Annotated in this window: 27 protein-coding genes; 18 read left to right on the forward strand and 9 right to left on the reverse strand. The window is 71.9% G+C overall.

The window, feature by feature from the left end; all coding sequences use genetic code 11:
• Window positions 1–84: 84 nt before the first annotated feature.
• From BTM25_RS23415 to BTM25_RS23430, 4 genes are all read left to right on the forward strand, one after another.
• Window positions 85–810: a GntR family transcriptional regulator gene (locus tag BTM25_RS23415; RefSeq protein WP_103565125.1), complete on the forward strand. Its 726-nt coding sequence runs from the start codon at window positions 85–87 to the stop codon at window positions 808–810.
• A 64-nt stretch (window positions 811–874) separates the two neighbouring features.
• Window positions 875–1078, forward strand: coding sequence for a 2Fe-2S iron-sulfur cluster-binding protein (locus BTM25_RS30825; protein ID WP_103565327.1), 204 nt, complete (start codon window positions 875–877; stop codon window positions 1076–1078).
• A 154-nt stretch (window positions 1079–1232) separates the two neighbouring features.
• Window positions 1233–1940, forward strand: a complete 708-nt coding sequence (locus tag BTM25_RS23425; RefSeq protein WP_103565126.1) for a DUF4386 family protein — start codon at window positions 1233–1235, stop codon at window positions 1938–1940.
• A gap of 85 nt (window positions 1941–2025) precedes the next feature.
• Window positions 2026–2514 (forward strand): GNAT family N-acetyltransferase, encoded by a 489-nt coding sequence (locus BTM25_RS23430; RefSeq protein ID WP_103565127.1) that lies wholly within the window; start codon window positions 2026–2028, stop codon window positions 2512–2514.
• A gap of 57 nt (window positions 2515–2571) precedes the next feature.
• Here the strand turns inward: BTM25_RS23430 and BTM25_RS23435 are convergent, their stop codons facing one another.
• Window positions 2572–3795 carry an amidohydrolase family protein gene (locus BTM25_RS23435; RefSeq protein WP_103565128.1) on the reverse strand — a complete coding sequence of 408 codons (1224 nt, stop codon included), beginning with the start codon at window positions 3793–3795 and terminating at the stop codon, window positions 2572–2574.
• A 103-nt stretch (window positions 3796–3898) separates the two neighbouring features.
• Between BTM25_RS23435 and BTM25_RS23440 the strand changes: the two genes are divergently transcribed.
• The 8 genes from BTM25_RS23440 (at window position 3899) to BTM25_RS23475 (ending at window position 10888) form a co-directional block, all read left to right on the forward strand.
• Complete coding sequence (locus tag BTM25_RS23440) at window positions 3899–4369, forward strand: MarR family winged helix-turn-helix transcriptional regulator (protein WP_103565129.1); 471 nt, start codon at window positions 3899–3901, stop codon at window positions 4367–4369.
• Between the two features lie 218 nt (window positions 4370–4587).
• Window positions 4588–5253: a DJ-1/PfpI family protein gene (locus tag BTM25_RS23445; RefSeq protein ID WP_103565130.1), complete on the forward strand. Its 666-nt coding sequence runs from the start codon at window positions 4588–4590 to the stop codon at window positions 5251–5253.
• Window positions 5254–5429: 176 nt separating this feature from the next.
• On the forward strand, window positions 5430–6971 hold the full coding sequence (locus tag BTM25_RS23450) for a carboxylesterase/lipase family protein (protein WP_205648233.1): 1542 nt from the start codon (window positions 5430–5432) through the stop codon (window positions 6969–6971).
• 53 nt (window positions 6972–7024) lie between these two features.
• Window positions 7025–8143 carry a sensor histidine kinase gene (locus BTM25_RS23455; protein WP_205648234.1) on the forward strand — a complete coding sequence of 373 codons (1119 nt, stop codon included), beginning with the start codon at window positions 7025–7027 and terminating at the stop codon, window positions 8141–8143.
• On the forward strand, window positions 8140–8805 hold the full coding sequence (locus BTM25_RS23460; RefSeq protein WP_103565132.1) for a response regulator: 666 nt from the start codon (window positions 8140–8142) through the stop codon (window positions 8803–8805). Before BTM25_RS23455 ends, BTM25_RS23460 begins: the two co-directional genes overlap by 4 nt.
• A 115-nt stretch (window positions 8806–8920) precedes the next feature.
• A complete protein-coding gene (locus BTM25_RS23465; protein WP_205648235.1) occupies window positions 8921–9124 on the forward strand; it encodes a DUF7489 domain-containing protein in 204 nt (67 codons plus the stop codon).
• 169 nt (window positions 9125–9293) lie between these two features.
• Entirely contained in the window at window positions 9294–9941 is a 648-nt protein-coding gene (locus BTM25_RS23470; RefSeq protein ID WP_103565134.1) for a TetR/AcrR family transcriptional regulator, read from the forward strand.
• Between the two features lie 137 nt (window positions 9942–10078).
• Complete coding sequence (locus BTM25_RS23475; protein ID WP_235828586.1) at window positions 10079–10888, forward strand: SDR family NAD(P)-dependent oxidoreductase; 810 nt, start codon at window positions 10079–10081, stop codon at window positions 10886–10888.
• A gap of 86 nt (window positions 10889–10974) precedes the next feature.
• Here BTM25_RS23475 and BTM25_RS23480 read toward each other — a convergent pair whose 3' ends face one another.
• The gene (locus BTM25_RS23480) at window positions 10975–11502 is read right to left on the reverse strand and encodes a cupin domain-containing protein (RefSeq protein WP_205648236.1); all 528 of its coding nucleotides are present in this window, start codon (window positions 11500–11502) and stop codon (window positions 10975–10977) included.
• A gap of 485 nt (window positions 11503–11987) precedes the next feature.
• Between BTM25_RS23480 and BTM25_RS23485 the strand changes: the two genes are divergently transcribed.
• The 3 genes from BTM25_RS23485 (at window position 11988) to BTM25_RS23495 (ending at window position 15064) form a co-directional block, all read left to right on the forward strand.
• On the forward strand, window positions 11988–12686 hold the full coding sequence (locus tag BTM25_RS23485) for a hypothetical protein (protein ID WP_146059121.1): 699 nt from the start codon (window positions 11988–11990) through the stop codon (window positions 12684–12686).
• 454 nt (window positions 12687–13140) lie between these two features.
• Window positions 13141–14319, forward strand: a complete 1179-nt coding sequence (locus BTM25_RS23490) for a cytochrome P450 family protein (RefSeq protein ID WP_235828587.1) — start codon at window positions 13141–13143, stop codon at window positions 14317–14319.
• 259 nt (window positions 14320–14578) lie between these two features.
• Complete coding sequence (locus BTM25_RS23495; RefSeq protein ID WP_146059122.1) at window positions 14579–15064, forward strand: hypothetical protein; 486 nt, start codon at window positions 14579–14581, stop codon at window positions 15062–15064.
• Window positions 15065–15127: 63 nt separating this feature from the next.
• Here BTM25_RS23495 and BTM25_RS23500 read toward each other — a convergent pair whose 3' ends face one another.
• The gene (locus BTM25_RS23500) at window positions 15128–15511 is read right to left on the reverse strand and encodes a DUF5997 family protein (protein ID WP_103565139.1); all 384 of its coding nucleotides are present in this window, start codon (window positions 15509–15511) and stop codon (window positions 15128–15130) included.
• Window positions 15512–15565: 54 nt separating this feature from the next.
• On the opposite strand from BTM25_RS23500, the gene BTM25_RS23505 reads away from it, so the two are divergent.
• Complete coding sequence (locus tag BTM25_RS23505; RefSeq protein ID WP_103565140.1) at window positions 15566–16240, forward strand: LysR family substrate-binding domain-containing protein; 675 nt, start codon at window positions 15566–15568, stop codon at window positions 16238–16240.
• Between the two features lie 101 nt (window positions 16241–16341).
• Here the strand turns inward: BTM25_RS23505 and BTM25_RS23510 are convergent, their stop codons facing one another.
• The gene (locus BTM25_RS23510; RefSeq protein ID WP_103565141.1) at window positions 16342–17286 is read right to left on the reverse strand and encodes an NmrA family NAD(P)-binding protein; all 945 of its coding nucleotides are present in this window, start codon (window positions 17284–17286) and stop codon (window positions 16342–16344) included.
• 95 nt (window positions 17287–17381) lie between these two features.
• Between BTM25_RS23510 and BTM25_RS23515 the strand changes: the two genes are divergently transcribed.
• Window positions 17382–18020 (forward strand): TetR/AcrR family transcriptional regulator, encoded by a 639-nt coding sequence (locus BTM25_RS23515; protein WP_103565142.1) that lies wholly within the window; start codon window positions 17382–17384, stop codon window positions 18018–18020.
• Here the strand turns inward: BTM25_RS23515 and BTM25_RS23520 are convergent.
• Window positions 17970–18881 (reverse strand): alpha/beta hydrolase family protein, encoded by a 912-nt coding sequence (locus BTM25_RS23520; RefSeq protein ID WP_103565143.1) that lies wholly within the window; start codon window positions 18879–18881, stop codon window positions 17970–17972. The genes BTM25_RS23515 and BTM25_RS23520 overlap by 51 nt on opposite strands.
• A gap of 133 nt (window positions 18882–19014) precedes the next feature.
• Between BTM25_RS23520 and BTM25_RS23525 the strand changes: the two genes are divergently transcribed.
• The gene (locus tag BTM25_RS23525) at window positions 19015–19416 is read left to right on the forward strand and encodes a MerR family transcriptional regulator (RefSeq protein WP_103565144.1); all 402 of its coding nucleotides are present in this window, start codon (window positions 19015–19017) and stop codon (window positions 19414–19416) included.
• 37 nt (window positions 19417–19453) lie between these two features.
• Here the strand turns inward: BTM25_RS23525 and BTM25_RS23530 are convergent, their stop codons facing one another.
• From BTM25_RS23530 to BTM25_RS23545, 4 genes are all read right to left on the reverse strand, one after another.
• Window positions 19454–19813: an STAS domain-containing protein gene (locus BTM25_RS23530; RefSeq protein ID WP_168212217.1), complete on the reverse strand. Its 360-nt coding sequence runs from the start codon at window positions 19811–19813 to the stop codon at window positions 19454–19456.
• A gap of 114 nt (window positions 19814–19927) precedes the next feature.
• Entirely contained in the window at window positions 19928–21160 is a 1233-nt protein-coding gene (locus BTM25_RS23535; protein ID WP_103565146.1) for an acetyl-CoA hydrolase/transferase family protein, read from the reverse strand.
• 38 nt (window positions 21161–21198) lie between these two features.
• Window positions 21199–22653: a bifunctional aminoglycoside phosphotransferase/ATP-binding protein gene (locus BTM25_RS23540; protein ID WP_103565147.1), complete on the reverse strand. Its 1455-nt coding sequence runs from the start codon at window positions 22651–22653 to the stop codon at window positions 21199–21201.
• A 1-nt stretch (window position 22654) separates the two neighbouring features.
• Window positions 22655–23080 carry a universal stress protein gene (locus tag BTM25_RS23545; protein WP_103565148.1) on the reverse strand — a complete coding sequence of 142 codons (426 nt, stop codon included), beginning with the start codon at window positions 23078–23080 and terminating at the stop codon, window positions 22655–22657.
• Between the last annotated feature and the right edge of the window lie 24 nt (window positions 23081–23104).

A 23104-nucleotide genomic window follows, 5' to 3' on the forward strand; every position in this document is an offset into this window, starting at 1 on the left:
CTGGCAGCACAGTAGCGTTTCCATGGCCGATTTCGGTGCTGGGGTCTTGTCAGACAAAGTGGCTCCTGCGGTAGCTTGTGGCCCATGACCGCCAGCCATCCGTCGCCCCCCACGCTGCTGCAGCGGCTCCGGGCCACGTTCGAGCGCACCCGGGAGAGCGGCGCGAACCTCCCGCCGGAACCGGTCCTCGCGAGCGACCTCGGCGTGAGCCGCCCGCAGTTGCGCGAGGCGCTCGCCCGCCTCGAAGGCGAAGGGCTCATCGCCCGCCGCTCCGGCGCCGGCACGGTCGTCAACACCGAGGCGCTCGACATCCGGACCTGGCTGTCCCAGCAGGAGCCGTTCATCGAGACGCTGCGGCGGGCGGGCCTGGCCGACGCCTCGATCGAGCTGCTGTCCATCCGCTTCCGGGCCATGACCGGCGACGAGGCGGCCTACTTCGGCCGGCCGTCCGGCTGCGGCATGCTCGACGTCCGCAAACGCTGGCGCGCGGGCGGACGGGTGCACATGCTCGCCGACTACCAGGTGCCCGTGCCCGGCGCACGCGGGCTCAGCGACATCAGCGCGCCCGACGACCCGATCTTCGACGTCGCCGCCCGCGTCCACGGCGCGCCGCCCGCCTGGGAGATCGCGCACACCCGGGCCGAGACCGCCGACGCGCGGCTCGCCGGCGACCTGGAGACCGACCCCGGCAGCCCCCTGCTGATCCTGGACCTCCTCGGCGTCAGCACCAAGGGCTTGCGCCTCTACCGCACCCGCGAACACCACATCGGCAACGCCGTCGACTACGGCTTCGTCCGCACCTTCCGGTGACCCCCAGGAGACCCAAGGCCTTCCCACCGACGACCGGCTACGGCTCACCGTCACCGGCCGCTCCATCCTCCACATCCTCCAGGACGCGGGAATCGACGTCGCCTATTCCTGCGAAGAAGGCATCTGTGGCACCTGCGAGACCGGAATCCTGGCCGGCCGCCCCGACCATCGCGACTCCGTCCTCACTCCGGACGAACAAGCCGGGAACCGCACCATGATGATCTGCGTCTCCCGCAGCCGGACGGCCGCCCTGACCCTCGACCTCTGACCGGCGCCGCGCCCGCCGCGCCTCGTCGTTCCCGGACAGTTCCGCGCCGTTGTCCATTAACGAACGAAAACGGCGATCCCTTGATTGACCTGCGATTTTCGGCGAAACGATACTTCGGTTCCGGCGATTCGGCCGTCGAAATCTGGAGGACGTCATGTCGAGCAAGAACGCACCCGCCGTGAGCAGAACGCTCGGGGCCGCCGGGCGCTGGTCGCTGATCGTCGCGCCGCTGGCCCTGGCGGTCGGCTGGGCGCTGAGCTACCGGAGCGTCGGTGACTTCTTCACCTTCGACTTCAGCGCGCCGTACACCGATTCGGGCGGCAAGACCCCGGCCGCGGAGTTCCTGGCGACGATCACCGCCCCGGACGGCGGATTCCGGGAACTGATCCTGCCGCACATCTTCGTCTACACCGCGATGCCGATCCTCATCGCCGCCGGCCTCTACCTGGCCTCCGTGCTGTTCCCGACCGCGCCGTGGCGTGCCGCCATCGGGGCCGCCCTGACCGCGATCGGCGCGGTGTACTTCGTCGGGGTCCTCGGCGCGTGGCTGTCCTTCCCCGCCGTCGGACGGGCCCGCACCGACACCGGCACCCTGCTCCCGGTCGTCCGGGAACTCGTCAAGCCGCAAGGCATGCTCCTGGTGTCCACGATGCTGTCGGTGCTGGTCTTCATCGGCCTGATCGTGCTCGGCACGGCGCTCTACCAGAGCCGGATCGTCCCGCGCTGGGCGGCCGTGCTGGTCATCGCCGGCAACGCGCTCATCCTGGCGTTCGCGGGCACCGAGAATTGGATGACGATCGGCTCCCTGAGCCTCCTGGCCGGCCTGCTTCCTCTGGCCCGCACCCGCGCCCCGGCCGCATGACCGCTGGGGGCCGTCCCGGCTCCGGGCGGGCAGTGCGGCGGGAAACGCGGTGGAGAACCCGCGCCCGTCCGGGCATCCTGGCCGTGTGCTCATCAGAGACGCGACCCCCGGCGACTGGCCGTCCATCTGGCCGTTCTTCCACGCGATCGTCGCGGCGGGCGAGACCTTCACGTTCCCGACGGACCTCACCCGGGACCAGGGGCGCGACTGGTGGCTCCTGCCCGCCCCCGACCGGACGGTCGTCGCCCAGGACGACGCGGGCGTCGTCCTGGGCACGGCCAAGATGAACCGCAACCACAGCGGCAACGCCTCCCACATCGCGAGCGCGAGCTACATGGTCGACCCGGCGCACGCCGGGCAGGGCGTGGGACGCGCCCTGTGCGAGCACACGATGGAATGGGCGCGGACGGCGGGCTACCGCGCGATGCAGTTCAACGCGGTCGTGGAGACGAACGTCCGCGCGACGAAGCTGTACCAGTCCCTCGGCTTCGACGTGCTGGGCACGATCCCGGAAGGCTTCCGGCACCCGACCCGAGGCTACGTAGGCCTGCACATCATGCACCGCGCCCTCTGACCGGCCCGGGGGCTCGCCGACGTCGGACGCGCGATCGCGGACCACGGGCCTCGCGGGTCAGGCGGCGAGCCGTGTGCCGTTCCTCCACACGGCGCGGGTGTCGAGCGTGTCGCCGATGGACGTCGTCGGGTCGCCGTCGACCAGGAGCAGGTCGGCGCGCAGCCCGTCGGCGATCCGGCCCCGGTCGGTCAGGGCGAAGCGGCGCGCGGTCGTCGCGGTGGCCGCGCGGAGCGCCTGGACGGGCGTGAGCCCGGCGCGCACGAGGTACTGGAGTTCGTGGTGGACGCTCGCGCCGTGGGCGAGCCCGCCGAGGAACGGCAGCGGCAGGGACGCGTCCGTCCCGGCGAGCACGTCGACCCCGGCGTCGCTGAGCGCCTTGACCGAGGCGAGCACGTCGTCCAGGACGCCCTGGGGGTAGTGGCCGAAACTGGAGCGCAGCGCCTTGTCCCAGGCGGGGTCCAGCCGCGAGGCGACGCGGGGGTCGTCGGCCAGCGCGCCGCCGTCGATGCCCATCATGGACGCGTTGAGGACGACGCACGGCACCACGAACACGCCCGCGTGCTTGATCAGGGCGATGATCTCGTCGGTGTGGGGCCGGTCCATGAACAGGTGGGCCAGCCCGTCGATGCCCGCTTCGACGGCCATGCGGGTGGCATCGACCGTCAGGGCATGGGCGATGGTGAGCATGCCGTGCCGCTTGGCCTCGGCGACCCCGGCGTTCAGCGTGGCCCGGTCCAGCATCGGGAGCCCGGGGTGGCCTTCGACGCTGCCGTCGTCGACCATGAACTTGATGTAGTCCGAGCCGTGCTCGATCAGCCGCGGGACGAAGGCGGCGGCCTCCTCGGGCGTCGAGGAGAACGGCATCAGCGGCGGCGGCCCGGACCGGGCGCCGGGCGGGGGCCCGGGGCGGAAGCCCTCGGGGAACAGCTCGCTGGGGTGGCCGCCCGGGGGAGTGATGGCGAAGCCGGACGAACGGACGTCGGCGACCGAGTCGTCACCGCTTATCTGCGCCCGGTTGTCGCGCGTGTTGGTGCCCTGCATCTCCAGCTCGGTCGTGACGCCGAACTTCAGCGCCAGGGCCAGCGAGTCGCGTTGGGTGTGGACGTGGGCGTCGATCAAGCCGGGGAGCAGGGTCGCGCCGCGCGCGTCATGGATCCGCGCTCCGGCCGGCGGCTCGCCGCCGACCTGGACGATGCGTCCGCCGTCGATGACGACGGTGGCGACGCCCAGCGACGTCTCCCCGTCGAAGACGCGGGCGCCGGTGATCGCTGTCGGGGACATGGGGGCTCCTTCGTTCGTCGTCCCTCCACGATACATAGCTTTGGGTATGCATATGTCATACGGGTCGCATATGTCAGACGACACGGCGGCTAGAATCTGCGGCATGACCGGGCCGCGACCGCACGACGCCAGCACCGACGCCCTTCTCGACCAGGTCGGGCCGGCGCTGTCCCGGCTGCGCCGCCGCACCGCGCGCGATCGCGGCGACCTCACCCGCAACCTGGTCCTCAACGTCATCGCCGAGGCGCCCGGGGAGATGACCGTGGGCGGCATCGCCGCCGAGATGGGCGTCACCCAGCCGGTCGCCAGCCGCACGATCGCCGCCTGCATTGCCGACGGCCTCCTGCGCCGGGCCGCCTCCCAGCAGGACGGCCGGCGCATCGTCCTGCACCTCACCCCCGAGGGCGAGGCCGAACGCCGCCGTTTCGCCGCCGAGCAGCGGACCGCCTTTGAGGCGATCACCGCCGAGTGGTCCGCCGACGACCGTGACTGCTTCGCCCGCTACCTCGTCCGTTACGGCCAGGACGCGGCCGACTGGACGGCCCGGCAGCGCGCCCGGAAAGCGGACCGCTAGCGTCAGCGGCGGGAATGGCGTCGACGGTCTTTGTGAAACGTTCGCGGTGGACGAGCCGAATGCGATGTGGCCGACGGAATGCCGCGTGCCCTGAGCCGTGCCGGAAGCATTGGCGATTTCTCGTCGGAAGGTGTCATTAACGCCACTGGGAGGCGCGACGCCGTCCGGTTAGCGTCAGGAGCGATTCCGGCACAGCTCCGAACGCGAAGGAATTCTTGATGCGCGCCCAGATCGTCCTGTTCGACGGCTTCGACCCCCTCGACGTCGTCGGTCCCTACGAAGTCCTGTACGCGGGCGGCACCGCGTCCGGCGGCGCGGTGACCGTGGAACTGGTCTCCGCCGAGGGGCCGCGCGCGGTGGTCGCCGGCATCGGCGGCCTGGTTTTGCACGCCACCGCCGCCTTGGATCCCGCGCGAGCCGACCTGGTCCTGGTCCCCGGCGCCGCAGGCCGCCTGGAAGAGGCGGACGCCGACGGATCGGGGCAGGACGAACTCGTCCACGTCCTGCTCGACCGCGCGCTGGCGACCGAACTGCCCGCGCTGCTGAAAGCGGCGAAGGACGACCCCGACGTGACGCTCAGCGCCGTGTGCGGCGGCTCGATCATCCTGGCCCTGGCCGGCCTGCTGGAAGGCCGCCACGCCACGACCCACCACACGGGCCTGGACGTCCTCGCCGCCACCGGCGTCCACGCCGTGTCGGCCCGCGTCGTCGACGACGGCGACCTCGTCACCGGCGCGGGCGTCACCTCCGGCATCGACCTCGCCCTCTACCTCCTGGAACGTGAGGCGGGCCCCCAGATCGCCCACGCCGTCGAAACGCTCTTCGCCCACGAACGCCGAGGCACCGTCTGGCGCTCCCAGGGCCTCGCCCCCGCCACGTTCTGACGCACGTCCCGCGTCTCCGCCCACGGGGGGATCCGAGGCGTCCGCTCCGTCCGGGGGCGGGGGCGGAAGACCAGACCGTGGCCCGATCTCCGCCGGCGCGCGCGTCCCTAACGTCGAGGTCGGCGGGAGATCCGGCGCGGCGCGCGGCGGACGCGATCAGACGGGTGGTGGGGACGGTGGCGCATCTCAGCGGCGTGGCCGGCGGGCTCGCGGTGGTCCTGGCGGCCGGATCGCCGGGGGCGTGCCCTCCGGCGAAGGCTCCGCTGACAGTGCGCGTCGACTCGGGGCGCGTGCGGGGCGTCGCGGCGGGGACCGCACGGCAGTTCCTCGGCGTGCCGTACGCCGCGCCGCCGACCGGTGCGCTGCGCTGGACGATGCCGAGGCGTCCGCGCCCCTGGAAGAACGTGCGGGACGCCGGACGGCCGGGCGACGACTGCGTCCAGGACGCGGATCGGACGCCGTCCGGCGAGGACTGCCTCTACCTCAACGTCACCACCCCGCGCGTGCGGCGCAGCGGCCTGCCGGTCATGGTGTGGTGGCACGGCGGCGGCTTCACGCAGGGCAGCGGCAAGGACTACGACGCCCGGCGCCTGGCGACGGAGGGCGACGTCGTCGTCGTGACGGTGAACTACCGGCTGGGGATCTTCGGCTACCTCGGCCTCCCCGGGCTGCGGGGCTCGGGCGACTTCGGGTTCGCCGACCAGATCGCGGCCGTGCAGTGGGCGCGCCGCAACGCCGCGGCGTTCGGCGGGGACCCGGGCAACATCACCGTGTTCGGCCAGTCGGCGGGCGCGATGTCGGCGTGCGCGCTGCTCACCTCGCCCAAGGCCCGGGGTCTCGTCGACAAGGCGATCGTCTCGTCCGGATCGTGTGATGTGCGCTGGCCCGTCGGCGGCCTGTTCCCCGGAACGCCCGCCGAGCGGCCCTACGTCCCCCTCGCACGGGCGCAGCGCGACGGCCTGGCCGCCGCGAGGGAACTCGGCTGCCGCAAGGACGCGCTGGCGTGCCTACGGCGCAAGCCCGCCGGGGAACTGCTCCCGCAGTCGCCGGCCTTCGCCGACCATCTCGCCTACGGCACCGAGCTGCTGCCCGAGGACCCGGCGGCGGCCCTGCGGAAGGGCGCGTTCGCCCGCGTCCCGGTGCTGATCGGCGGCACGCGCGACGAGGCCCGCGCGTTCGTCGGCGGCGCGCTCGCCTACGACCCGACGCTGATCACGCCCGCGACCTACCCGCGGCTGCTGCGGCAGGCGTTCGGCGCGGAGGCGGACGCGGTCGCCGCCCGGTACCCGCTCGCCGGCTACCCGTCCGCCGGGCTGGCCTGGGCGGCGGTCCTCACCGACGGAGCGTGGGCCTGCTCGTCCCTCGCCACCGCCCGGCGGCTCGGCGCCCGCACGACCGTCTACTCCTACGAGTTCGCCGACGAGAACGCGCCCAACGTCAACGGCCTGCACGTCCCGGACGTCCCGCAGGGCGCGGCCCACGCCACCGACCTGCCGTACTTGTTCGACCTCGGCGGACGGGACCTGCTCGGCACGCCCGACCGCGTGGGACTGTCCCGGACGATGATCGGCTACTGGAGCGCCTTCGCCCGGACCGGCGACCCGAACCACCGCGGGGCGCCGTCCTGGCGGCCCGGCAGGGGAACGCTGAGCCTCGCACCGCACGCCGTCCGGACCGTGGACGCCGCCGCCGAGCATCAATGCCGCTCCTGGAAGTGACGCCGGGCGTTCGGGTGGGGGAGCGGGCCGCCGCGCTGCTAGCGTCACTGACCGTGCCGGATCGGTTCGAAGCGACGCTCTCCCCACGGTGGCGCGCCGTCCTCGTGGGATGCGCGCTCACGCTGCTGGCTCCGGTCGTCCTCCTCACGCCCGAAGGGGTGCCCGCGCCCGCCGGACGGGCCGCGCTGATCGCCTTGGTGGCGGTGCAGGCGGGCGCCGTCTGGTGGATGGGCGAGCGGCCCGGAGCGGTGACGGCGGTGGCGCTGGTCGCCGGAGCCGGCGTCCAGTTCCTCTCGCCCGAGATCGGACCGGGCATCGCGCTGGTGGTGGTGAGCACCTTCGCCTGGCTGCGTCCGGCCCGCGCGTCGCTCTGGGGTGCGGCTGGGGCACTGGTGCTGACGACCGTCGCGCCGTGGGCGTCCGGGCACGGCGAGGGCGCGCCGCTGTGGGCCGCCGCCGCGCTGCTGGCCTGGAGCTGGGGAGCGCTCGGGAGGTCGCGTTCCGCGCGCCGCGAGGCCGAGGCGCGGCGCGTCATGGTGGAGGAGCGCGCCCGCATCGCCCGCGAACTGCACGACATCCTCGCCCACACGGTGTCGGTCATGGTCGTCCAGGCGGCGGCCGCCGACGACGTGTTCGACGCGAACCCGGCCCGGGCGCGGCAGGCGCTGCGCGATCTGGAGACGTCCGGGCGGCAGGCGCTGACCGAGGTCCGGCGGTTCCTGCGCACCGTCCGGGCCCTGGACCCCGACGCGGACGCCGACGCCGGGTGCGCGCCGCAGCCCGGCCTGGCCGACCTCGGCGTCCTGACCGAACCGCTCGCGGCGGCGGGCCTGGACGTCCGGGTCCGCGCCGAGGGCCTGGACGACCGGGCACTGCCGCCGAGCGTCCAACTGTCGGCCTACCGGATCGTGCAGGAATCGCTCACCAACGTCCTGCGGCACGCCCGTGCCCGGACCGCCGACATCACGCTCGACGCCACCGGCCGCCAACTCGTCGTCGAGGTCCGCGACGACGGGACGGGCGGCGGACGCCTGACCGTCCCGGGCGGCGGCCAGGGCATCGCGGGGATGCGCGAACGGGCCGCGCTGGCGGGTGGCTCGCTGGACGCGGGCCCCGACCCGGCCGGCGGGTTCCGGGTCCGTGCCCGGCTGCCGCTGGAGGAGCCGTCGTGACCGTCCGCGTGCTCGTCGCCGACGACCAGGCCCTCGTCCGGGCCGGCTTCAGCATGATCATTGACGCCCGGGAGGACCTCGCGGTCGTCGGCGAGGCGGGCGACGGCGAGCAGGCCGTCGAGCTGGCCGCCCGGCTCCGTCCCGACGTCGTGCTGATGGACGTGCGGATGCCCGGCGTCGACGGCATCGCCGCCACCCGGCGGATCGTCGCCGCCGCCGACCCGCCGAAGGTCATCATCCTGACCACGTTCGACCTGGACGAGCCGCTGTACGCCGCGCTGCGGGCCGGGGCGAGCGGCTTCCTGCTGAAGGACGTGCGCCCGCCGGAACTGGCCGACGCGATCCGGGTCGTCGCGCGCGGCGAGGCGCTGCTGGCCCCGACCGTGACGCGCCGCCTCCTGGACAGGTTCGTGGCCGTCCAGCCGAGCGAGCCGGCCGCGCCGGAGCGGCTGGCCGCGCTGACCGATCGCGAGGTCGAAGTGCTGACGCTCATCGCCAAGGCCGCCTCCAACACCGAGATCGCCGCCTACCTGGTCGTGGCCGAGGCGACCGTGAAGACCCACGTCTCGGCGATCCTGCGCAAGCTCGGCGCCCGCGACCGCGTCCAGGCCGTCGTGATGGCCTACGACCTCGGTCTGGTCCGGCCCCGTCCCTCCACCTGAAGTCGTACCCGCAGGACCCGACGCCAGGCCGAGGCCCGGCGAATTCCGTCGCCCTACTCTTGTTTCAAGAAGTGGAATTCAGAACGGGGATGGTCGCATGTTCAGGTCACGCCGGGTGCGCAAGAACGACGCCTGGGAAGGGGTCGTCGCCGACAAATCGCGCAATGCGCCGGACGGCTCGAATCTCTACCACTATGTCGAGGTGGCGCTCAACGGCGGCGGCACCAAAAAGATCCGCGTCACGCGGGCGCTGTGGGACTCGCTGTCACCCGGCGACGGACTCGTCAAGCGAACAGGCTCCGACCCCGAGAGAAAGTGACCGCCGAGACCGAATCCGTGTCGCGCGCAGGCTCGTGATCGCGCCGTTCTGAAGGGCCACGGCTCGGGCGGCCGGTCCGGTCTCCGCGCTCAGGCCGGTATGGGATTTCCCTCGACGTGCGACGATGGCCATGCCCGGTCCGGGCCATCCACCCGCCTAAACTTCCTTCATGTCGATGACCAGCAAGGACCGCACGTCCTCGGGCCGCACGGACCGCCGCGGGCTCCTCATCGACGCCGCCGCGCAGTTGTTCGCCGAGCGCCCTTACGACGAGGTCACCACGACCGAGATCGCCAAGCGCGCCGGGGTCGCCTACGGGCTGATCGCCCACCACTTCGCCAACAAGCGCGGTCTGTACCTGGCCACCATCCAGGCCGCCGCCGAACGCCTGCGGGCCGTGCACGAGGCCCCGCTCGCGGGGGACACCCTCGTCGCGCAATTGCGTGACGCGCTCATCCGCCACATCGCCCATATCGAAGCGAACACCAAGGGATTCCTCACGCTCATGCACGGCGCCCAGGGGGCGGACGCCGAGGTGCGCGCCATCATCGAGGACTACCGCTGGAAGGGCGCCCTGCGCCTGCTCGCCGCCGCAGGCGTCACCGAACCCGTCCGCCCGGCCCTGCGCACCACCATGCGCGGCTGGGTCGGATATCTCAACGAGATCATCATCGACCACCTTCACCACCGCGAACTCGACCGGGGCGAGCTGGCCGAGCTGGCGATCGCCACCCTCGCCGCCGCCGTTCGCGCCGCGCACGCCGTGGATCCCGCCCTCGCTGTCGACCTTCACCTCGTCGACCAGATCGACCCCTGACGGCCTGGGGCCGCATTGACAGGCGCGCCCGTCCATCCTTAGCCTCTACTGACTGATAATCAGTCAATCTGGAGGCCTCGATGCCGAAGTTGGATATCGTCGGCGTCTGTGCGCTGGTGCACCGAGGGCGCGGACCGATGAACGACCTGGGCGGCAGGCGGGTCGTGGTCACCGGCGCTTCCAGCGGAATCGGACGCGCGCTCGCGATCGGGCTGGCCCGACGCGGAGCACGGCTCGCGGTCACCGCGCGCCGGGAAGAACTCCTGCGCGAACTCGCCGCCGAGATCACCGGTGCCGGCGGCCCCGCCCCGGAAGTACTGACCGCCGACCTCTCCCACCCGGGGGTGGCGGCCGACCTGGCCGCACGCTGCGTCGCCGCCCTCGGCGGCGTCGACGTCCTGATCAACAACGCGGGCGTCGGCTCCGTCGGCGGCCTGGCCGTCCACGCCGACGACGCCGAGGCCCGCGCCTGGCTGGAGACCAACTTCTGGTCCCCGCTGGCGCTGACCAGCGCCCTCCTGCCGGGCATGCTGGACGCGGGCCGGGGGACGATCGTCAACGTCACCTCCACCGTCCAGGCCGTCCCGCTTCCGCTGCTCGGCTACTACGGCGCGACCAAGGCCGCCCTCGCCCAGGCCACGCGCTCCCTGCGCCACGAACTGCGCCACACGCCGATCACGGTCATCGAAGTCGTGCCCGGCTCGACCGACACCGCGCTGCGCGACATCGACCACCTGCCCTGGCGCGGTGGGACGCCACCGCGCACGTTCCCGCCCGTCCGGCCCGAGGCGGTCGCCGCGGCCATCACGCGCGCGCTGGAATCGGGTAAGGACCGCGTCGTCCACCCGTCCTACTCGCTTCTGCCGCTCGAACTCCCGCTCATCGGACGCCTCGTCGCCGCACTCGGCGCACGCCGCATCGACACCACCAAGCTCACGGACGGCTGAGGGCCGGAACCGCTCGATGAACTGCCGCACCGGATCGTCGGAAGAAGCCCCGATCAGCCTGGGCTGCGGCTGCCCGGGGCCGCCGGTCAGTCGTCGACCCAGTGGTTGTCGTGCAGCAGGAAGAACTCTTCGCGTTCCTGCTCGCTCATGTCGGCGAGGTCGGCGGTCACGCCCTCGAAGTAGCCCTCGCGGGGCGCTCCGGGAGCGAAGAGCAGCAGAAGGGACGCCGGCTCGTCGGTGCTGTTGTGGAAAGCGTGCAGACCTCCGATCGGGACGTACAGGAAGTCGCCGGGCGTGGCGTCGATCCAGCGCTCACCGTCGAAGAGGTTCACCGTCCCCGAAAGGATGAAGAAGGACTCCGAGATCGTGCGGTGGAAGTGGGTGCGGGGCCCGCGCCCGAGCGGCGGCATGTCGATGCGGTAGAGCCCGAACTCTCCGCCGGTTCCGGCGCCCGTCGCCAGGTAGTGGGTGCGCTGGCTGCGGCTCGCGCCGGTGACGCCCCCGTCGGCGCCGCCCGAGACCAGGTCCGGATCAGTGTCGGCGGGCCGGTATCTGGCGTTGACCAGGCCCGTCTTGCCGCCGTACCTGGGTGGTGGATAGGCCATGAATGACATGTCTCGACCTCCTCGTGTGCTGCTCGAACAGCCGTGACGGCCTCCCGGCGAGTTTAGGCGCGAGCCCGCACGGCGAACGATCTCCCCGTGTCGTGGGATGCCCGCGCTAGCTGTCGCCAGAACAGAAACCCTCGGGCTCGCGCGCGCGGATCCTTATACGCTCATAGCATTCGGTGGACCGTTGCAGTACCAGTGTCACCCAAGCACGCTTCGACCGTTCCAGGCTGAATGCGGCCCAGTCCGGCAGTCCGGCGGCATCAGCGTTTTCGTCCTGGACGACACTTGAGCATCATTTCTCGCTCCGGCATCAGCAGTTCCACGCGGTCCACTCCGCACCGATAGTGACCGCGAACGATCGTGCACTCTTGCCCGTTCGCTTCGGTGAGCAGTTGCCGCTGAATATTCGTCGCGCACTTCATGGCCTGCTGGGTGCCGCTGCCTTACAAAGGAGTCCCCGCGCACCCACCCCGCCACCAGGAGAATCGGTGAAACTCCGCTCTATCCTGCCCGCCTCCGCGCTGGCCGCATGCGCCGTCCTTGGGATGGCAGCCACTGCCGCGTCGGCTGCGTCGACCACCGTCCGTCAGGACACCGCCACCGGTGCCCCGTATTCGGGGAACTGGCAGGTGTCCACCGTCGGCCCTGTCACCTTCGGGATCACGTTCTTCGGCCAGAAGATCACCGGTACCTGCGACACCGCGAACCTGAAGGGCACCCTTGCCTCTACTGGGGAGGGTGCGCTGACGGCGGCGTCGATCGGTGCCTGCACGACCTCCAACGGCCTGTCCTCACCGCCCACCGATCTCGGTGACCTTCCCGACAACACCGGCCACGTCACTTACGCGCCCGTCGCCGGCGGACGCGACGGGACCCTCACCATCGACGGCGACCTCACCTTCACCCTCGAAGGCGACTTCCTCTTCGCCCACCGCACCTGCCACTACGGCATCCGTACCAACGGGACCAGCACACTCACCTTCGACCTCTACAACCGCGACAACCCCAACCGCCCCCTCCCCAACGACGACGCCCAAGGTAAAACAACCAACCTCACCCTCGTCAAACTCACCGGAAGCGACGGCCTGTGCCCCAACAACGGCACACTCAACGCCTCGGCCATCGCACGCGGCGAAACCACCCCCAACTCCGGGACCTTCGACCGCAAGCTCTACCTGACCTCATGACGGACTGACACCCGTCCGGACCCGCTTCGGCGGCCGTCCTGCGGACGGCCGCCGAAGCGGGTGACCACGACGGCGTGACAACCCAAAAATAACGGTGGGCATGCTGGCGGATAGCCGATGGTCGGCCGCCTGTTTGCTGGTGGAAGTTCTTCCTCGGGGGCTTATCGGCGAACCGAAAATGGCAATGCTCCCGTCCTGGATCGGGGATTGCAGTGGTTGGAGCGATGCAAAGGAATGTGAGTTCACTCTTTCGTCGGCATGCTCGATGCGCCCCTTGTCAAGCAGGGGGGGCGAGCGTATAAGGGAAATCGGCGCTCTCCTATTGCGTCATCGCCGGGCCGGTATTTCGGCCGGGTCGACGGAGGATTCCGGGCTGATTCTCAGCGAGAGGGGCATCGGTATGTCGTCCTCATCCCAACACAGGTGCCCTGTTCTCGATCCCACGGGCGGTGCGGTGCAGGAGGAGGCGGCTGCGTTACGCGCCAAAGGCCCGGCGGTGCTCGTCGAGCTTCCAGGGCCTATTCATGCGTGGTCGATCACCCGGCACAGCGTCATTCAGGCGTTGACGGGCGACCCCCGCGTCTCGCGTGACGCCCGTCGGCACTGGCCCGATCTGCCCGGCATTCCCGCGGGCTGGCCGCTGGCCCCGATCGCCTTGCAGCAGAGCTTCTTCAACAGCTACGGCAACGAACACCGCACGGCCCGCCGCCGCATCGCGCCGTCGTTCTCGCCGCGGCGAGTCGAGCAGATGCGTCCCCAGGTCCAGGCGACCGCGGACCGGCTGGTCGAGCAGCTCGCCGCCTTGCCCCCCGGGGCGATCGCCGATGTGCGGCAGGCCTTGTCGCTGCCGCTGACCATGACCGTCATCTGCGACTTGTTCGGCGTTCCCGACCACCTGCGGGAAAAGCTCGGCACCGCGATCGACGCCGTCCTGGACCCGTCGGTCGACTCCGAACGCGGGCTGGCCATCCAGGCGGAACTCATGGACCGGCTCACCGAGCTGCTGCGGTACAAGAAGCAGCATCCGGCCGCCGATCTGACCAGTGACCTGCTCCTGCCGCCCGAACCCGACCAGGAGCCCGTACCGGACGCCGTGCTGCTGGACACTCTCTTCCTCATGATCGGCGCGGGCTACGAGACCGCCGTCAACCTCATCACCAGCGCCGTCCAAGCCCTCCTCGCCCACCCCGAGCACCTGGCGCGGATTCATGAGGGGACCATCGGCTGGGAGGACGTCGTCGAAGAGACCCTTCGCGTCGAGGGCCCCGTCATGTACGTGCCGCTGCGTTACGCCGTCGAGGACATCGATCTCGGTGAAGGCGTCGTCATCCGAAAGGGCGACCCGATCATCATCGGCTTCGGCGCCGCCGGACGTGATCCCGAACGGCACCCGGACCGTCCGGAATGCTTCGACCCCGCGCGGGCCGACAAGGAACACCTCGCGTTCGGGCACGGCCCCCACTTCTGCCTCGGCGCGCACCTGGCGCGGTTGGAGGCGAAAGTCGCCCTGGCCACGCTGTTCGAGCACCTGCCCGATCTCGCCCTCGCCCACCCCGAGGAACAACCCGCCCGCGTGCGGTCATTCATCGTCAATGGCGCAGTGAGTTTGGAAATCGTTCCCCGCCCGGCATGACATCTGGCCTCCCTTCCCGTCGGTAGCGGAAAAGTGAGCCTTGGTCGATCTCCGTTTTCCTCAGGCCGTTCGTACGCGGGTCAACTTCCATCCGACGAGGCTCCCACGCGGGTCTGGGCGGGCTGCCGAGCGTGCAAGCAGGCCCTAGGCAGGTTCGTCGTCGGAGCAAGTTGCAGGTCGCGGGTCTTTGCAGGCAGGAGGCCGCTTCGACCGGAATTCGTCTCGAAAGACGACCTGTTCGCCGTTAAACATGCAATCCATGCATTGGAAGTTGCAACGGATCCTGATAGACCGACTGTGCCAGGAAGATCCGATCTCGGACTCCGCACGGGAGGGCATTACCATGATCATCAGAAACTTCGTCGCGGCGGGCGCCGCTGCGGTCATCGCCGCGATCGGCCTCACCACCGCCATTGCCGGCCCGGCCAGCGCCGCTACCAGTACGGCCTGCAGTACCGGGCTGGTCGTCGATATCGGCGGCGGGGTGCTGTTGGCCAGCGGGTGTCACCCGGACCAAGGCAGCGACGCCCCCTACACCGTCGAGGTCCAGGACGAACTGGGAAACCAGGCCCCGCGGACCTTCGTATGCCAGACCGGCAACCCGCTCACCGCTGAGGGATTCGACAACGCCATCAGCCTGCTCAGCGCGGTTCCCTTCTACGGCCTGGTCGTCATGGCGAAGGCGTCGCAGCTCAGAGCCGCGGGGCCGGGCTACTGGGGCGGCGGACAGTGCGTACGCCAGTGAGACTGACCCGCGCGAACCGTCCCGGGAATTTAGATCCCGGCCGCGGGGCGGGCGTTGCGCGGGTCAGGCCTTGGCGCGCTGCTGCTTGAGGCGGAGTTCTTCCTTGCGGACTTCGGCGTGGACGGCTTGCTCGCGCTCCAGCCAGTCGGGCTTTTCAACCTTCAGGTTCTCGATCTCGGCCGTGGTGAGGGGCCCCGTGATCCCGGCGCGGGCCAGGCCTGAGGCCGAGACGCGGAGCCTGGCGGCGACGACCTGACGGGGGTGGGGACCTTCACGGCGCAGGTTCGCCAGCCACGACGGCGGGTCGGCCTGGAGCGCGTTCAGTTCGTCCCGGGAGACAAGGCCCTCCTGGAACTCGGCGGGTGCTGCCGACAGCAGGATCCCCAGCTTCTTGGCCGCGGTCGCGGGCTTCATGGTCTGCGGGGTCTTTGCTTTGGACGTGCCCATGACCCAAGGGTAGCCAGTTGGAGGGAACCGCCCGGACGTGACTAGGGTTGCGGAGTGACCGACGGTGAGTTCCGGGCGGCCTACGTGCCGGGCGTGACGCCCGGGAAGTGGGCCGGGGTGTGGGCCGAGCGGGTCCGGGAGGTGCCGCTTCGCCTGCTCCAGATGCCGGCGAGCGAGGTCGTCCCCCTGCTGCGGAGCGGTGGTGTGGACGCGGCGTTCGTGCGCCTGCCCGTCGACCGCGAGGCCCTGCATGTGATCCCGCTGTACTTGGAGACGACCGTGGTCGTGGTGCCCAAGGATCACGCGGTGGCCGCGGTGGAGGAGGTGCAGCTCGCTGATCTCGCCGACGAGGACGTGTTCGAACCACTCGACGACGTCTTGACCTGGGACGACCGCCCCGGGCAACCGGCCTTCACCCGTCCGGAGAGTACCGTCGACGCGATCGAGCTGGTGGCGTCGGAAGCCGGCGTCCTGCTGCTCCCGCAGTCTCTGGCCCGCCTCCACCACCGCAAAGACCTCACCTACCGAACCGTGAGCGACGCTCCTCAGTCCCAGATCGGCCTGGCCTGGCTCGAAGCCGAGACGACCGACCTCATGGAGGAGCTGATCGGCATCGTCCGCGGCCGCACCCCCAACAGTTCCCGTGGCCGCACCCCCCAACAGCCCACCCGCAAGAAGCCGCAGCGCTCCGCCTCCGAACACCGCAGCCAGAAGCGCCGCCGGAGGTGACGACGTCGCGGACCAGCGCGCTGAACCGTCCGGCGAGTTGATCCGCGTTCCGTCTCTCTGAGCGCTTCCGGGGCCATTGGGACTCAGTGGCGGTATGTGCTTCAGGTCGGGTCGTTCGCGGTGGTTGTGACCGGCGTCAGGTTCCGGTGCGCCCATTCCTCGAAGCTGGTGAGCGGGATGCCGAGGTCCCGGGCGTACTGCGGGCGGGCCGGCTGGCCGACCACGTTCAGCCGGTCGTGCGCGGCGCCCATCGGGGGCATTCCGGCGGCCATGGCCTCGGCCTCGGTCATGTCCGGTGCGGAAAGCGGCGTGCCCAGCGCGCGGGAGAGGATCTCGGCGATCTGCGTCATCGACAGGTAGTCGCTCGCCAGCTCCAGTTCGACGCGGTCGAAGCGTTCGGGCGCGGCGATGGCGGCGGCCGCCGCGCGTCCGATGTCGTCCACGGCGACCAGGGACAGCCGGGTCTGCGGCTTCAGGACGCTCACCAGCCCGCCTTCGACGCCGCGCGGGAACAGGAAGCCCGCGGACGGGAGGAGGTTCTCCATGAAGAAACCCGGCTTGAGCAGCGTCCAGCGCGGGAACCCGGCCGTCCGCAGCCGGTCCTGGACGGCGGTCTTGGCGCTCAGCGTGGGTTCGACCGCCGCCCAGCGGCCTTCGGCCCAGCCAGGGTCCCGGGTGTGCTGACCGGCTCCGGTGACGGACGTGTGCACGAACTGCGGCACCCCGGCGGCCCGCGCGCCCTCGATCAGGTTGACGCCCTGGGCGACCTCGCCGGGGAAGTCGAACCCGGACGCGGTCCGGCCGGGCATCTGCACGGAGAACACGGCGCGGGCGCCCGTGGCGGCCCGGACCACCGAGGCGCGGTCGTGCAGATCGCCGGCGACCAGCTCGGCGCCGAGCGCTTCGACGGCCTTGGCCTGTTCGGTGCCCGGATCGCGCACCAGCGCGCGGACGGGGACGCCCGCGGCGAGCAGGGCGCGGGCGGTGGCCCCGCCCTGCCTGCCGGTAGCGCCGGTGACCAGGACGAACGCGGAACGTGGCGGCATGACAGCCCTCCCGGAAGCTAAACGGCGGACCCCGCCGTTTATGGTGCGGCTAAGATATGGCGGACCCCGCCACTTAGCAAGCCAGGGAGACGCCGATGCCGGACCGTCGCCGCGCCGACGCCCGGCGCAACTACGCGCGGATCCTCGCGGTCGCCGAGGAGGAGGTCGCCGCCCACGGGGCCGACGCGTCGCTCGAACAGATCGCCCGCGTCGCCGGGGTCGGCTCGGCGACGGTCCGCCGGCATTTCCCCAGCCGCCGGGCGCTGCTGACGGCGGTCTCCCGGGGACGGATCGAGGCCCTGCGCGTCCGCGCCCACGAACTGGCCGCCGAGGACGACAGCCGGGCCGCGCTGCTGGCCTGGCTGAACGACGTCCTCGCCTACTGCGTCGCCGCCCGGGGGCTCGCCGCCGCGCTCGCCTACGACAGCGCGGCGTCCGATCCGGTGCACGACAACGCCTGCGCCGCGACGCTCCAGGAGGCGGCGGACCCGCTCCTCCGCCGGGCCGTCCAGGACGGCGCCGTGGACCCGGACGTGACGGTCGCGGACCTGATCTCCCTGCTCGTCGGCATCGCGCTGGCCACCGAGCACGGGCCCGATCCGGCGGCCCGCGCCGGCCGGCTGTTCCGCCTGGCCACGGCGGGAGTGGGCGCGCCGCGCGGAGATGAGCGGCTTTCGAAAAGGCTACTTGGCGTCCAGCCGCCCCATCGGGTGGACGTCCGGGGCGAGGGCTGATCGCACGGCCGTCCAGTCGGAGCCGTCGACGCCGAGGACGTGGCGCAGATAGGCGAGAGTGACCTGCTGGACGAGGGCGACCCGTGCCGGATTCTCGTCGGTGGTCTCCGTGACGCCGTGACCGGAGATGCCGCCGAGGAAGTGCTCGGCGCCGAAGAGGGTGAGCAGGTCCTTCCGTCCCGGGCTGAGGGTGTAGGGGTCGGTGGTCCAGTCCGGCCCCCGGGTGGACAGCATCGGGAGGTCGTCCTTGTCCCCGGCGACGACGAGCGCGGGCGCGGTGAGGCGCGAGAAGTCCTGGTCGCGCAGCCAGGGGAGGTGCTCGGTCGCGAACGGGGTGAGTTCGTGGCCGCCCTTCCCGGCCGTGGCCAGCAGGACGCCCGCCGAGACCCGCGCGTCGGACAGATCCTCCGCGACCCCGGTCTGCGGGTCGGTGACGCGCAGACCCAGCAGGATCGCGGCGGTCTGCCCGCCGAAGGAGTGCCCGGCGACGGCGATCCGGCTCGGATCCGGACGCCCGGCCAGGCCGGGGACCGCCGCCGTCAGCAGGTCGAGCTCGTCGAGGACGCGCTGCATGTCCGAGACGCGGAACCGCCAGAACCGGGCTCTGCGGGGGTCGTCCGCGGCGAGGTCCAGCCGCTTGGAGTCCAGATGGGTCGCCTGGATCACGACGAAGCCGTGGGCGGCCCAGTAGTCGGTCAGGGGCCGGTAGCCGTCGAGGGACGACCCGAACCCGTGGGCGAACAGGACGATCGGCAGGTCGCCTCCGGTGACCGGCGCGGTCACCCGCACGTGCAGGTCCTCGCCTCGCTCCGGTGCGGGCAGCACGATCGGGCTGACCGAGACGATCGGGGTGGCGTTCATGGGGTCCCCTTCATGTTCCGCTTCTGCGCATTGACCAGGCGAGGAACGGTCGGCTCGCCGTACGTCCGCTACGCTAAAACCTGACGTTGACGTCAGAGGCAAGGGGAATGCCGCACATCACCGGGAGGGACGGATGCGCATCGGGGAACTGGCCGACAGAACGGGCGTCAGCGTCCGGGCCCTGCGGTACTACGAAGAACAGCACCTGCTCACCGCCGAGCGCAGTCCCAGCGGCCAGCGCCACTACCCCGACGGCGCGGTCGAACGGGTTCAACTGATCCAGCGGCTCTACACCGCAGGCCTGTCCAGCAGGACCATCGTCGAACTCCTGCCGTGCGTCGTGGACGGCAACGCCACCCCCGCACTACTGGACAGGCTGGCCGCGGAACGCGACAGCATCGACAGGCGGATCGCCGAACTGGCCGACACCCGCGACCGGCTCCACTCCGTCATCAACGGCGCCACCGCCAACATGCTCACCGGACGACCCTGCCCGGCGGCGGACACGTCTCGACCCGGAGACGAGCGGGCTTAGAAGCACGCGAGCACAGATCGCTGGCCGGCATGTTCGGTCAGGGACGAAGGCCTTGGGCGAGGAGGCCGAAGCGCCGGTCGAGGCCGGCCAGGCGCAGGACCTTCGCGACGTTGGGGCGCAGATGGGCGAGCGTGATCCGGCCGCCGCGCCGCTCGGCGCGGACCGCCCCGGCGACGAGTGCGGCCAGGCCGCGCGCGTCGCAGAACGTCAGCCCGGACGCGTCGATGACGACGCGCGGCCACAGGTCGGCGACCGAGACCAGCAGGTCGCGGAACGCGGCCCAGGTCGCCAGGTCCAGTTCACCGTGGACGGCCAGGTGCATCGTCTCGCCGTCGCCGGGCGCGACCCGCATCGTCGTGTCGAGCCGCGGGTCCGGATCGGTCGCGGGTGCCGCCATCGTCAGCATCATCGTTCCCTCCCACGGGACTTCCGTCGAACACCATGCTGGGGGAACCGCGAGGTCGGTCGTAGGGACGAACGTCCCGGAGCACGGCCGCCAAGGTCCACTCGCTCAGGCGAGCGGGAAGCCGAGTGCGCGGCCCTCGTCGCGCAGTTCCGCGCGGGCGTCGGGGTGGGCGACGCGGTCGATGATCTGCCGGGCCTGGGACACGGCGTCGTGCCCCCAGATCGCCGCCGTGCCCTGTTCGCTCACGATGTAGCTGTGCTGGAAGGACGTCACGGGCCCGGCGAGCCGGGGGATGACGGTGGAGACGTCGGCGCGGGGATGCCAGGACGGCAGCGCGATGATCGCAAGGCCGCCGGGAGAGTGCAGCGCGCCGACCACGAAGTCGGTCTGCCCGCCGAAGCCCGAGTAGACCGTCCCGCGCACGCGGCTCGCGTTGGCCTGCGCGTACAGGTCGACCTCAAGGGCGCTGTTCACCGACACCAGGCGCGGACGGCGCGCGATGAGGCCGGGGTCGTTGGTCTTCTCGGTGCGCAGCATCCGGACGCGGTCGTTGCGGTCGATCCAGTCGTACAGCTCCGGCCCGCCGAACGCGAACGACGCGGTGACCGGCACGCCGGTGTCGAGCGCTCCCGCCTTCTCAAGCTCCAGGACGCCGTCGCTGAACATCTCCGACCACACCGCGAGCCCGCGCCGTCCGGCGAGGGACGCCAGCACGGCGTCGGGGATCGCGCCGATCCCGATCTGGAGGGTGGCGTGCCCGGGGACGAGCCGCGCGACGCGCTCCCCGATTCGGCGGGCGACGTCGCCGGGCGTCCGGCGCTCCGGGACGGCCAGGGGCGCGTCGGTCTCGACGGCGTAGTCGATCTCGTCCAGCGCGAGCACCGCGTCGCCGTGGGTGAAGGGCATGCGCGGGTTCAGCTCGGCGACGACGAGCCCGCCGCGCGCCCGGACGGCCTCGATCGCGGCGGGCAGGATGTTGACCTCGATGCCGAGCGAGACCGTGCCGTTCACCGGCGAGGATGTCTGGACGATCACGACGTCGGGCGGCAGCGTCTCCTTGAGCAGCAGCGGAACCAGCGACAGGCGGCACGGGAAGTACAGCAGCCGCTCCCGTCCGCGCATCCCGGGCCCCACGAACGGCGTCTCCAGCGTCACGCCGTCGCGGTCCGGCAGCGCGCCGTGGGCGTTCAGCATGAACAGCCGGTACTCGGCGACCGCCGCGTCCAGCACCGCCAGCACACGCCGGGGCGTGGCGAAGTTGCCCCCGGCCACGACGCGCGGGCAGCCGGGAAGCCCGGCCAGGACGGCGGCCAACTGCGCCTCGGCGACGACCCGCATCAAGATCCCCCTTTTCCCGAACGGTACCTCCGGCGTGCTCAGCCGGCGGCCGGACGGGTCGCCGCGAGGGCCTGGGCGAGGGCGGTCGCGAGTGCGCCGGACGTGTCGACGGGCGTCGCTTCGGACCAGGGATCGGCGCGGGCCGCCATGGCCGCGGCGATGGCGGGGTCGGCGTCGGAGGCGCCGTGCGGACGGGTCCGGACGCGTTCGGCGGCGAGCCGCGCGGGCGCGCGGCAGTCAAGTTCGGTGAGGTCGGCGTGTTCCTGTTCGGTGACGTCGCGGAGCAGCGCGCGGTGCCCGGCGGCGGTCCAGGACGCGTCGAGCACGACGGTCTCGCCGAGGCGCAGGAGCCGCCGGGCGCGGGCGGCGAGTTCGGTGTAGGTGCGTCCGGTGCGGTCGGCGGTGTAGAGGCCGGTGCCGTAGAAGGCGGCGGCGGACGTGTCCGGGTCGATCCCCGCCAGTTCCTTGCGGACGCGGTCGCTGCTGAGCAGGACGGCGCCGAGCCGGTCGGCGAGCGCGCCCGCCAGCGTCGACTTGCCGGTGCCGGGCAGGCCGCCGACCAGGACCAGGCCGACCGCGCCCGCCCGCAGGTGCCGCAGCGCGACCCCGGTCAGGCCCGCGGCCTCGGCGGCGGCGCCGGCGGCGCCCTGGGCGTGGCGCAGGCAGGCGACCTTGGCGCGGACGAACGCCCGGTAAGCCACATAGTGGTGCCACAGGGACGGCGGCGCGGGATCGGCGGCGAACTCGGCGTACCGGGCGGCGAACCGGCGGGCGGCGGCGGTCGCGCCGAGGCGTTCCAGGTCCATCGCGAGGAAGGCGGCGTCGTCCAGGCCGTCCACGCTGCGCAGCGCGGCGTCGAACTCCAGGCAGTCGAGGACGCGGGGGCCGTCGTCCAGGCAGAAGACGTCGGCGGCGAGCAGGTCGCCGTGGCCGTCCACGACTCGCCCGCCGGCGATCCGCGCGGCGAACAGGTCCGCGCGCCCGGCGAGGAACCGGAGCGCGAGCCGTTCGGTCTCGGTGGCCTCGGCGCCGTCGACCGCCCGGCCGTGGAAGGGCCGGACCTGGTCGAAGCCCGCCGTCCACCGGGCGCGCAGGGCGTCCCGGGTGCCGGCGGCGGCGATGCCGGGTCCGCGCGGGGCGCGGGCGTGCCAGGCGGCGAGGAGGCGGGCGATGGCGCGCAGCGCGTCGTCCACCGGGGCGCCCGCGGCGGCCAGCGTCGAGAGCCGCCGGCCGGCGGGCAGGCGCCGCATCACAAGCAGGTGGTCGCACGGTTCGCCGCCGGGGCCGCAGACGTCCGCGACGCCGAGGTACACGTCGGGGGAGAAGCGGCGGTTGAGCCGCAGCTCCTCGTGGCAGGCGCGTTCCCGCGCCTCCCGCGTGCGGAAGTCCACGAACCCGAGGTCGACGGGCTTCTTCATCTTGTACGCGCGGTCGCCGGCGAAGAAGACGATCCCGGTGTGGGTCTCGGCGACGGCGGCGGGGCTGTCGTCCATGTCAGGCGGCGGTGTGGTCGGCGCAGATCAGGACCTCGCACGGCGCCTTCTCCAGGACGCGCGGGACGGTGTCGCCGCCGAAGGGGTTGCCCTGCTCGGAGTGGACGCGCGCCCCGATGACCAGCAGGTCGGCGTTGCGGGCCGCGTCGGTGAGGACGGTGCCGGGGTCGCCGTGCGCGATGTGCAGCCGCGTGGTGAAGTGCTGCGAGCGGCGGAGCGTGCGGGCGGCCAGCGTGCGGAGCCGCAGCCATTGGCCGACGGTCCGCAGCGGGTGCGCGGCGGTGCCGGTGGTGTCGGGGACGCGGATGACGTCCAGGCGCGCGTGGCGGCGTTCGGCCTCGGCGGCGGCGCGGCGCAGCGCGGCGAGGGAGTTGACCGATCCGTCGACGCCCACGACGACGTGGCGCTGACCGGGGACGAAGAACATGTTTCCTCCTTGGGGGCCGTCTCC

The sequence above is a fragment of the Actinomadura rubteroloni genome (genome assembly GCF_002911665.1).
In the GTDB taxonomy this organism is placed as follows: Bacteria; Actinomycetota; Actinomycetes; order Streptosporangiales; family Streptosporangiaceae; genus Spirillospora; species Spirillospora rubteroloni.

Excerpts from the sequence above, each read along its gene's own strand:
- BTM25_RS23540 (WP_103565147.1), bottom strand. The coding sequence starts at position 22,653 with ATGGACGACAGCCCCGCCGCCGTCGCCGAGACCCACACCGGGATCGTC.
- BTM25_RS23415 (WP_103565125.1), top strand. The coding sequence starts at position 85 with ATGACCGCCAGCCATCCGTCGCCCCCCACGCTGCTGCAGCGGCTCCGG.
- BTM25_RS23440 (WP_103565129.1), top strand. The coding sequence starts at position 3,899 with ATGACCGGGCCGCGACCGCACGACGCCAGCACCGACGCCCTTCTCGAC.
- BTM25_RS23500 (WP_103565139.1), bottom strand. The coding sequence starts at position 15,511 with ATGGGCACGTCCAAAGCAAAGACCCCGCAGACCATGAAGCCCGCGACC.
- BTM25_RS23470 (WP_103565134.1), top strand. The coding sequence starts at position 9,294 with ATGTCGATGACCAGCAAGGACCGCACGTCCTCGGGCCGCACGGACCGC.
- BTM25_RS23510 (WP_103565141.1), bottom strand. The coding sequence starts at position 17,286 with ATGCCGCCACGTTCCGCGTTCGTCCTGGTCACCGGCGCTACCGGCAGG.
- BTM25_RS23545 (WP_103565148.1), bottom strand. The coding sequence starts at position 23,080 with ATGTTCTTCGTCCCCGGTCAGCGCCACGTCGTCGTGGGCGTCGACGGA.
- BTM25_RS23480 (WP_205648236.1), bottom strand. The coding sequence starts at position 11,502 with ATGTCATTCATGGCCTATCCACCACCCAGGTACGGCGGCAAGACGGGC.
- BTM25_RS23435 (WP_103565128.1), bottom strand. The coding sequence starts at position 3,795 with ATGTCCCCGACAGCGATCACCGGCGCCCGCGTCTTCGACGGGGAGACG.
- BTM25_RS23525 (WP_103565144.1), top strand. The coding sequence starts at position 19,015 with ATGCGCATCGGGGAACTGGCCGACAGAACGGGCGTCAGCGTCCGGGCC.
- BTM25_RS23515 (WP_103565142.1), top strand. The coding sequence starts at position 17,382 with ATGCCGGACCGTCGCCGCGCCGACGCCCGGCGCAACTACGCGCGGATC.
- BTM25_RS23445 (WP_103565130.1), top strand. The coding sequence starts at position 4,588 with ATGCGCGCCCAGATCGTCCTGTTCGACGGCTTCGACCCCCTCGACGTC.
- BTM25_RS23475 (WP_235828586.1), top strand. The coding sequence starts at position 10,079 with ATGAACGACCTGGGCGGCAGGCGGGTCGTGGTCACCGGCGCTTCCAGC.
- BTM25_RS23495 (WP_146059122.1), top strand. The coding sequence starts at position 14,579 with ATGCATTGGAAGTTGCAACGGATCCTGATAGACCGACTGTGCCAGGAA.
- BTM25_RS23520 (WP_103565143.1), bottom strand. The coding sequence starts at position 18,881 with ATGAACGCCACCCCGATCGTCTCGGTCAGCCCGATCGTGCTGCCCGCA.
- BTM25_RS23535 (WP_103565146.1), bottom strand. The coding sequence starts at position 21,160 with ATGCGGGTCGTCGCCGAGGCGCAGTTGGCCGCCGTCCTGGCCGGGCTT.
- BTM25_RS23425 (WP_103565126.1), top strand. The coding sequence starts at position 1,233 with ATGTCGAGCAAGAACGCACCCGCCGTGAGCAGAACGCTCGGGGCCGCC.
- BTM25_RS23530 (WP_168212217.1), bottom strand. The coding sequence starts at position 19,813 with ATGGCGGCACCCGCGACCGATCCGGACCCGCGGCTCGACACGACGATG.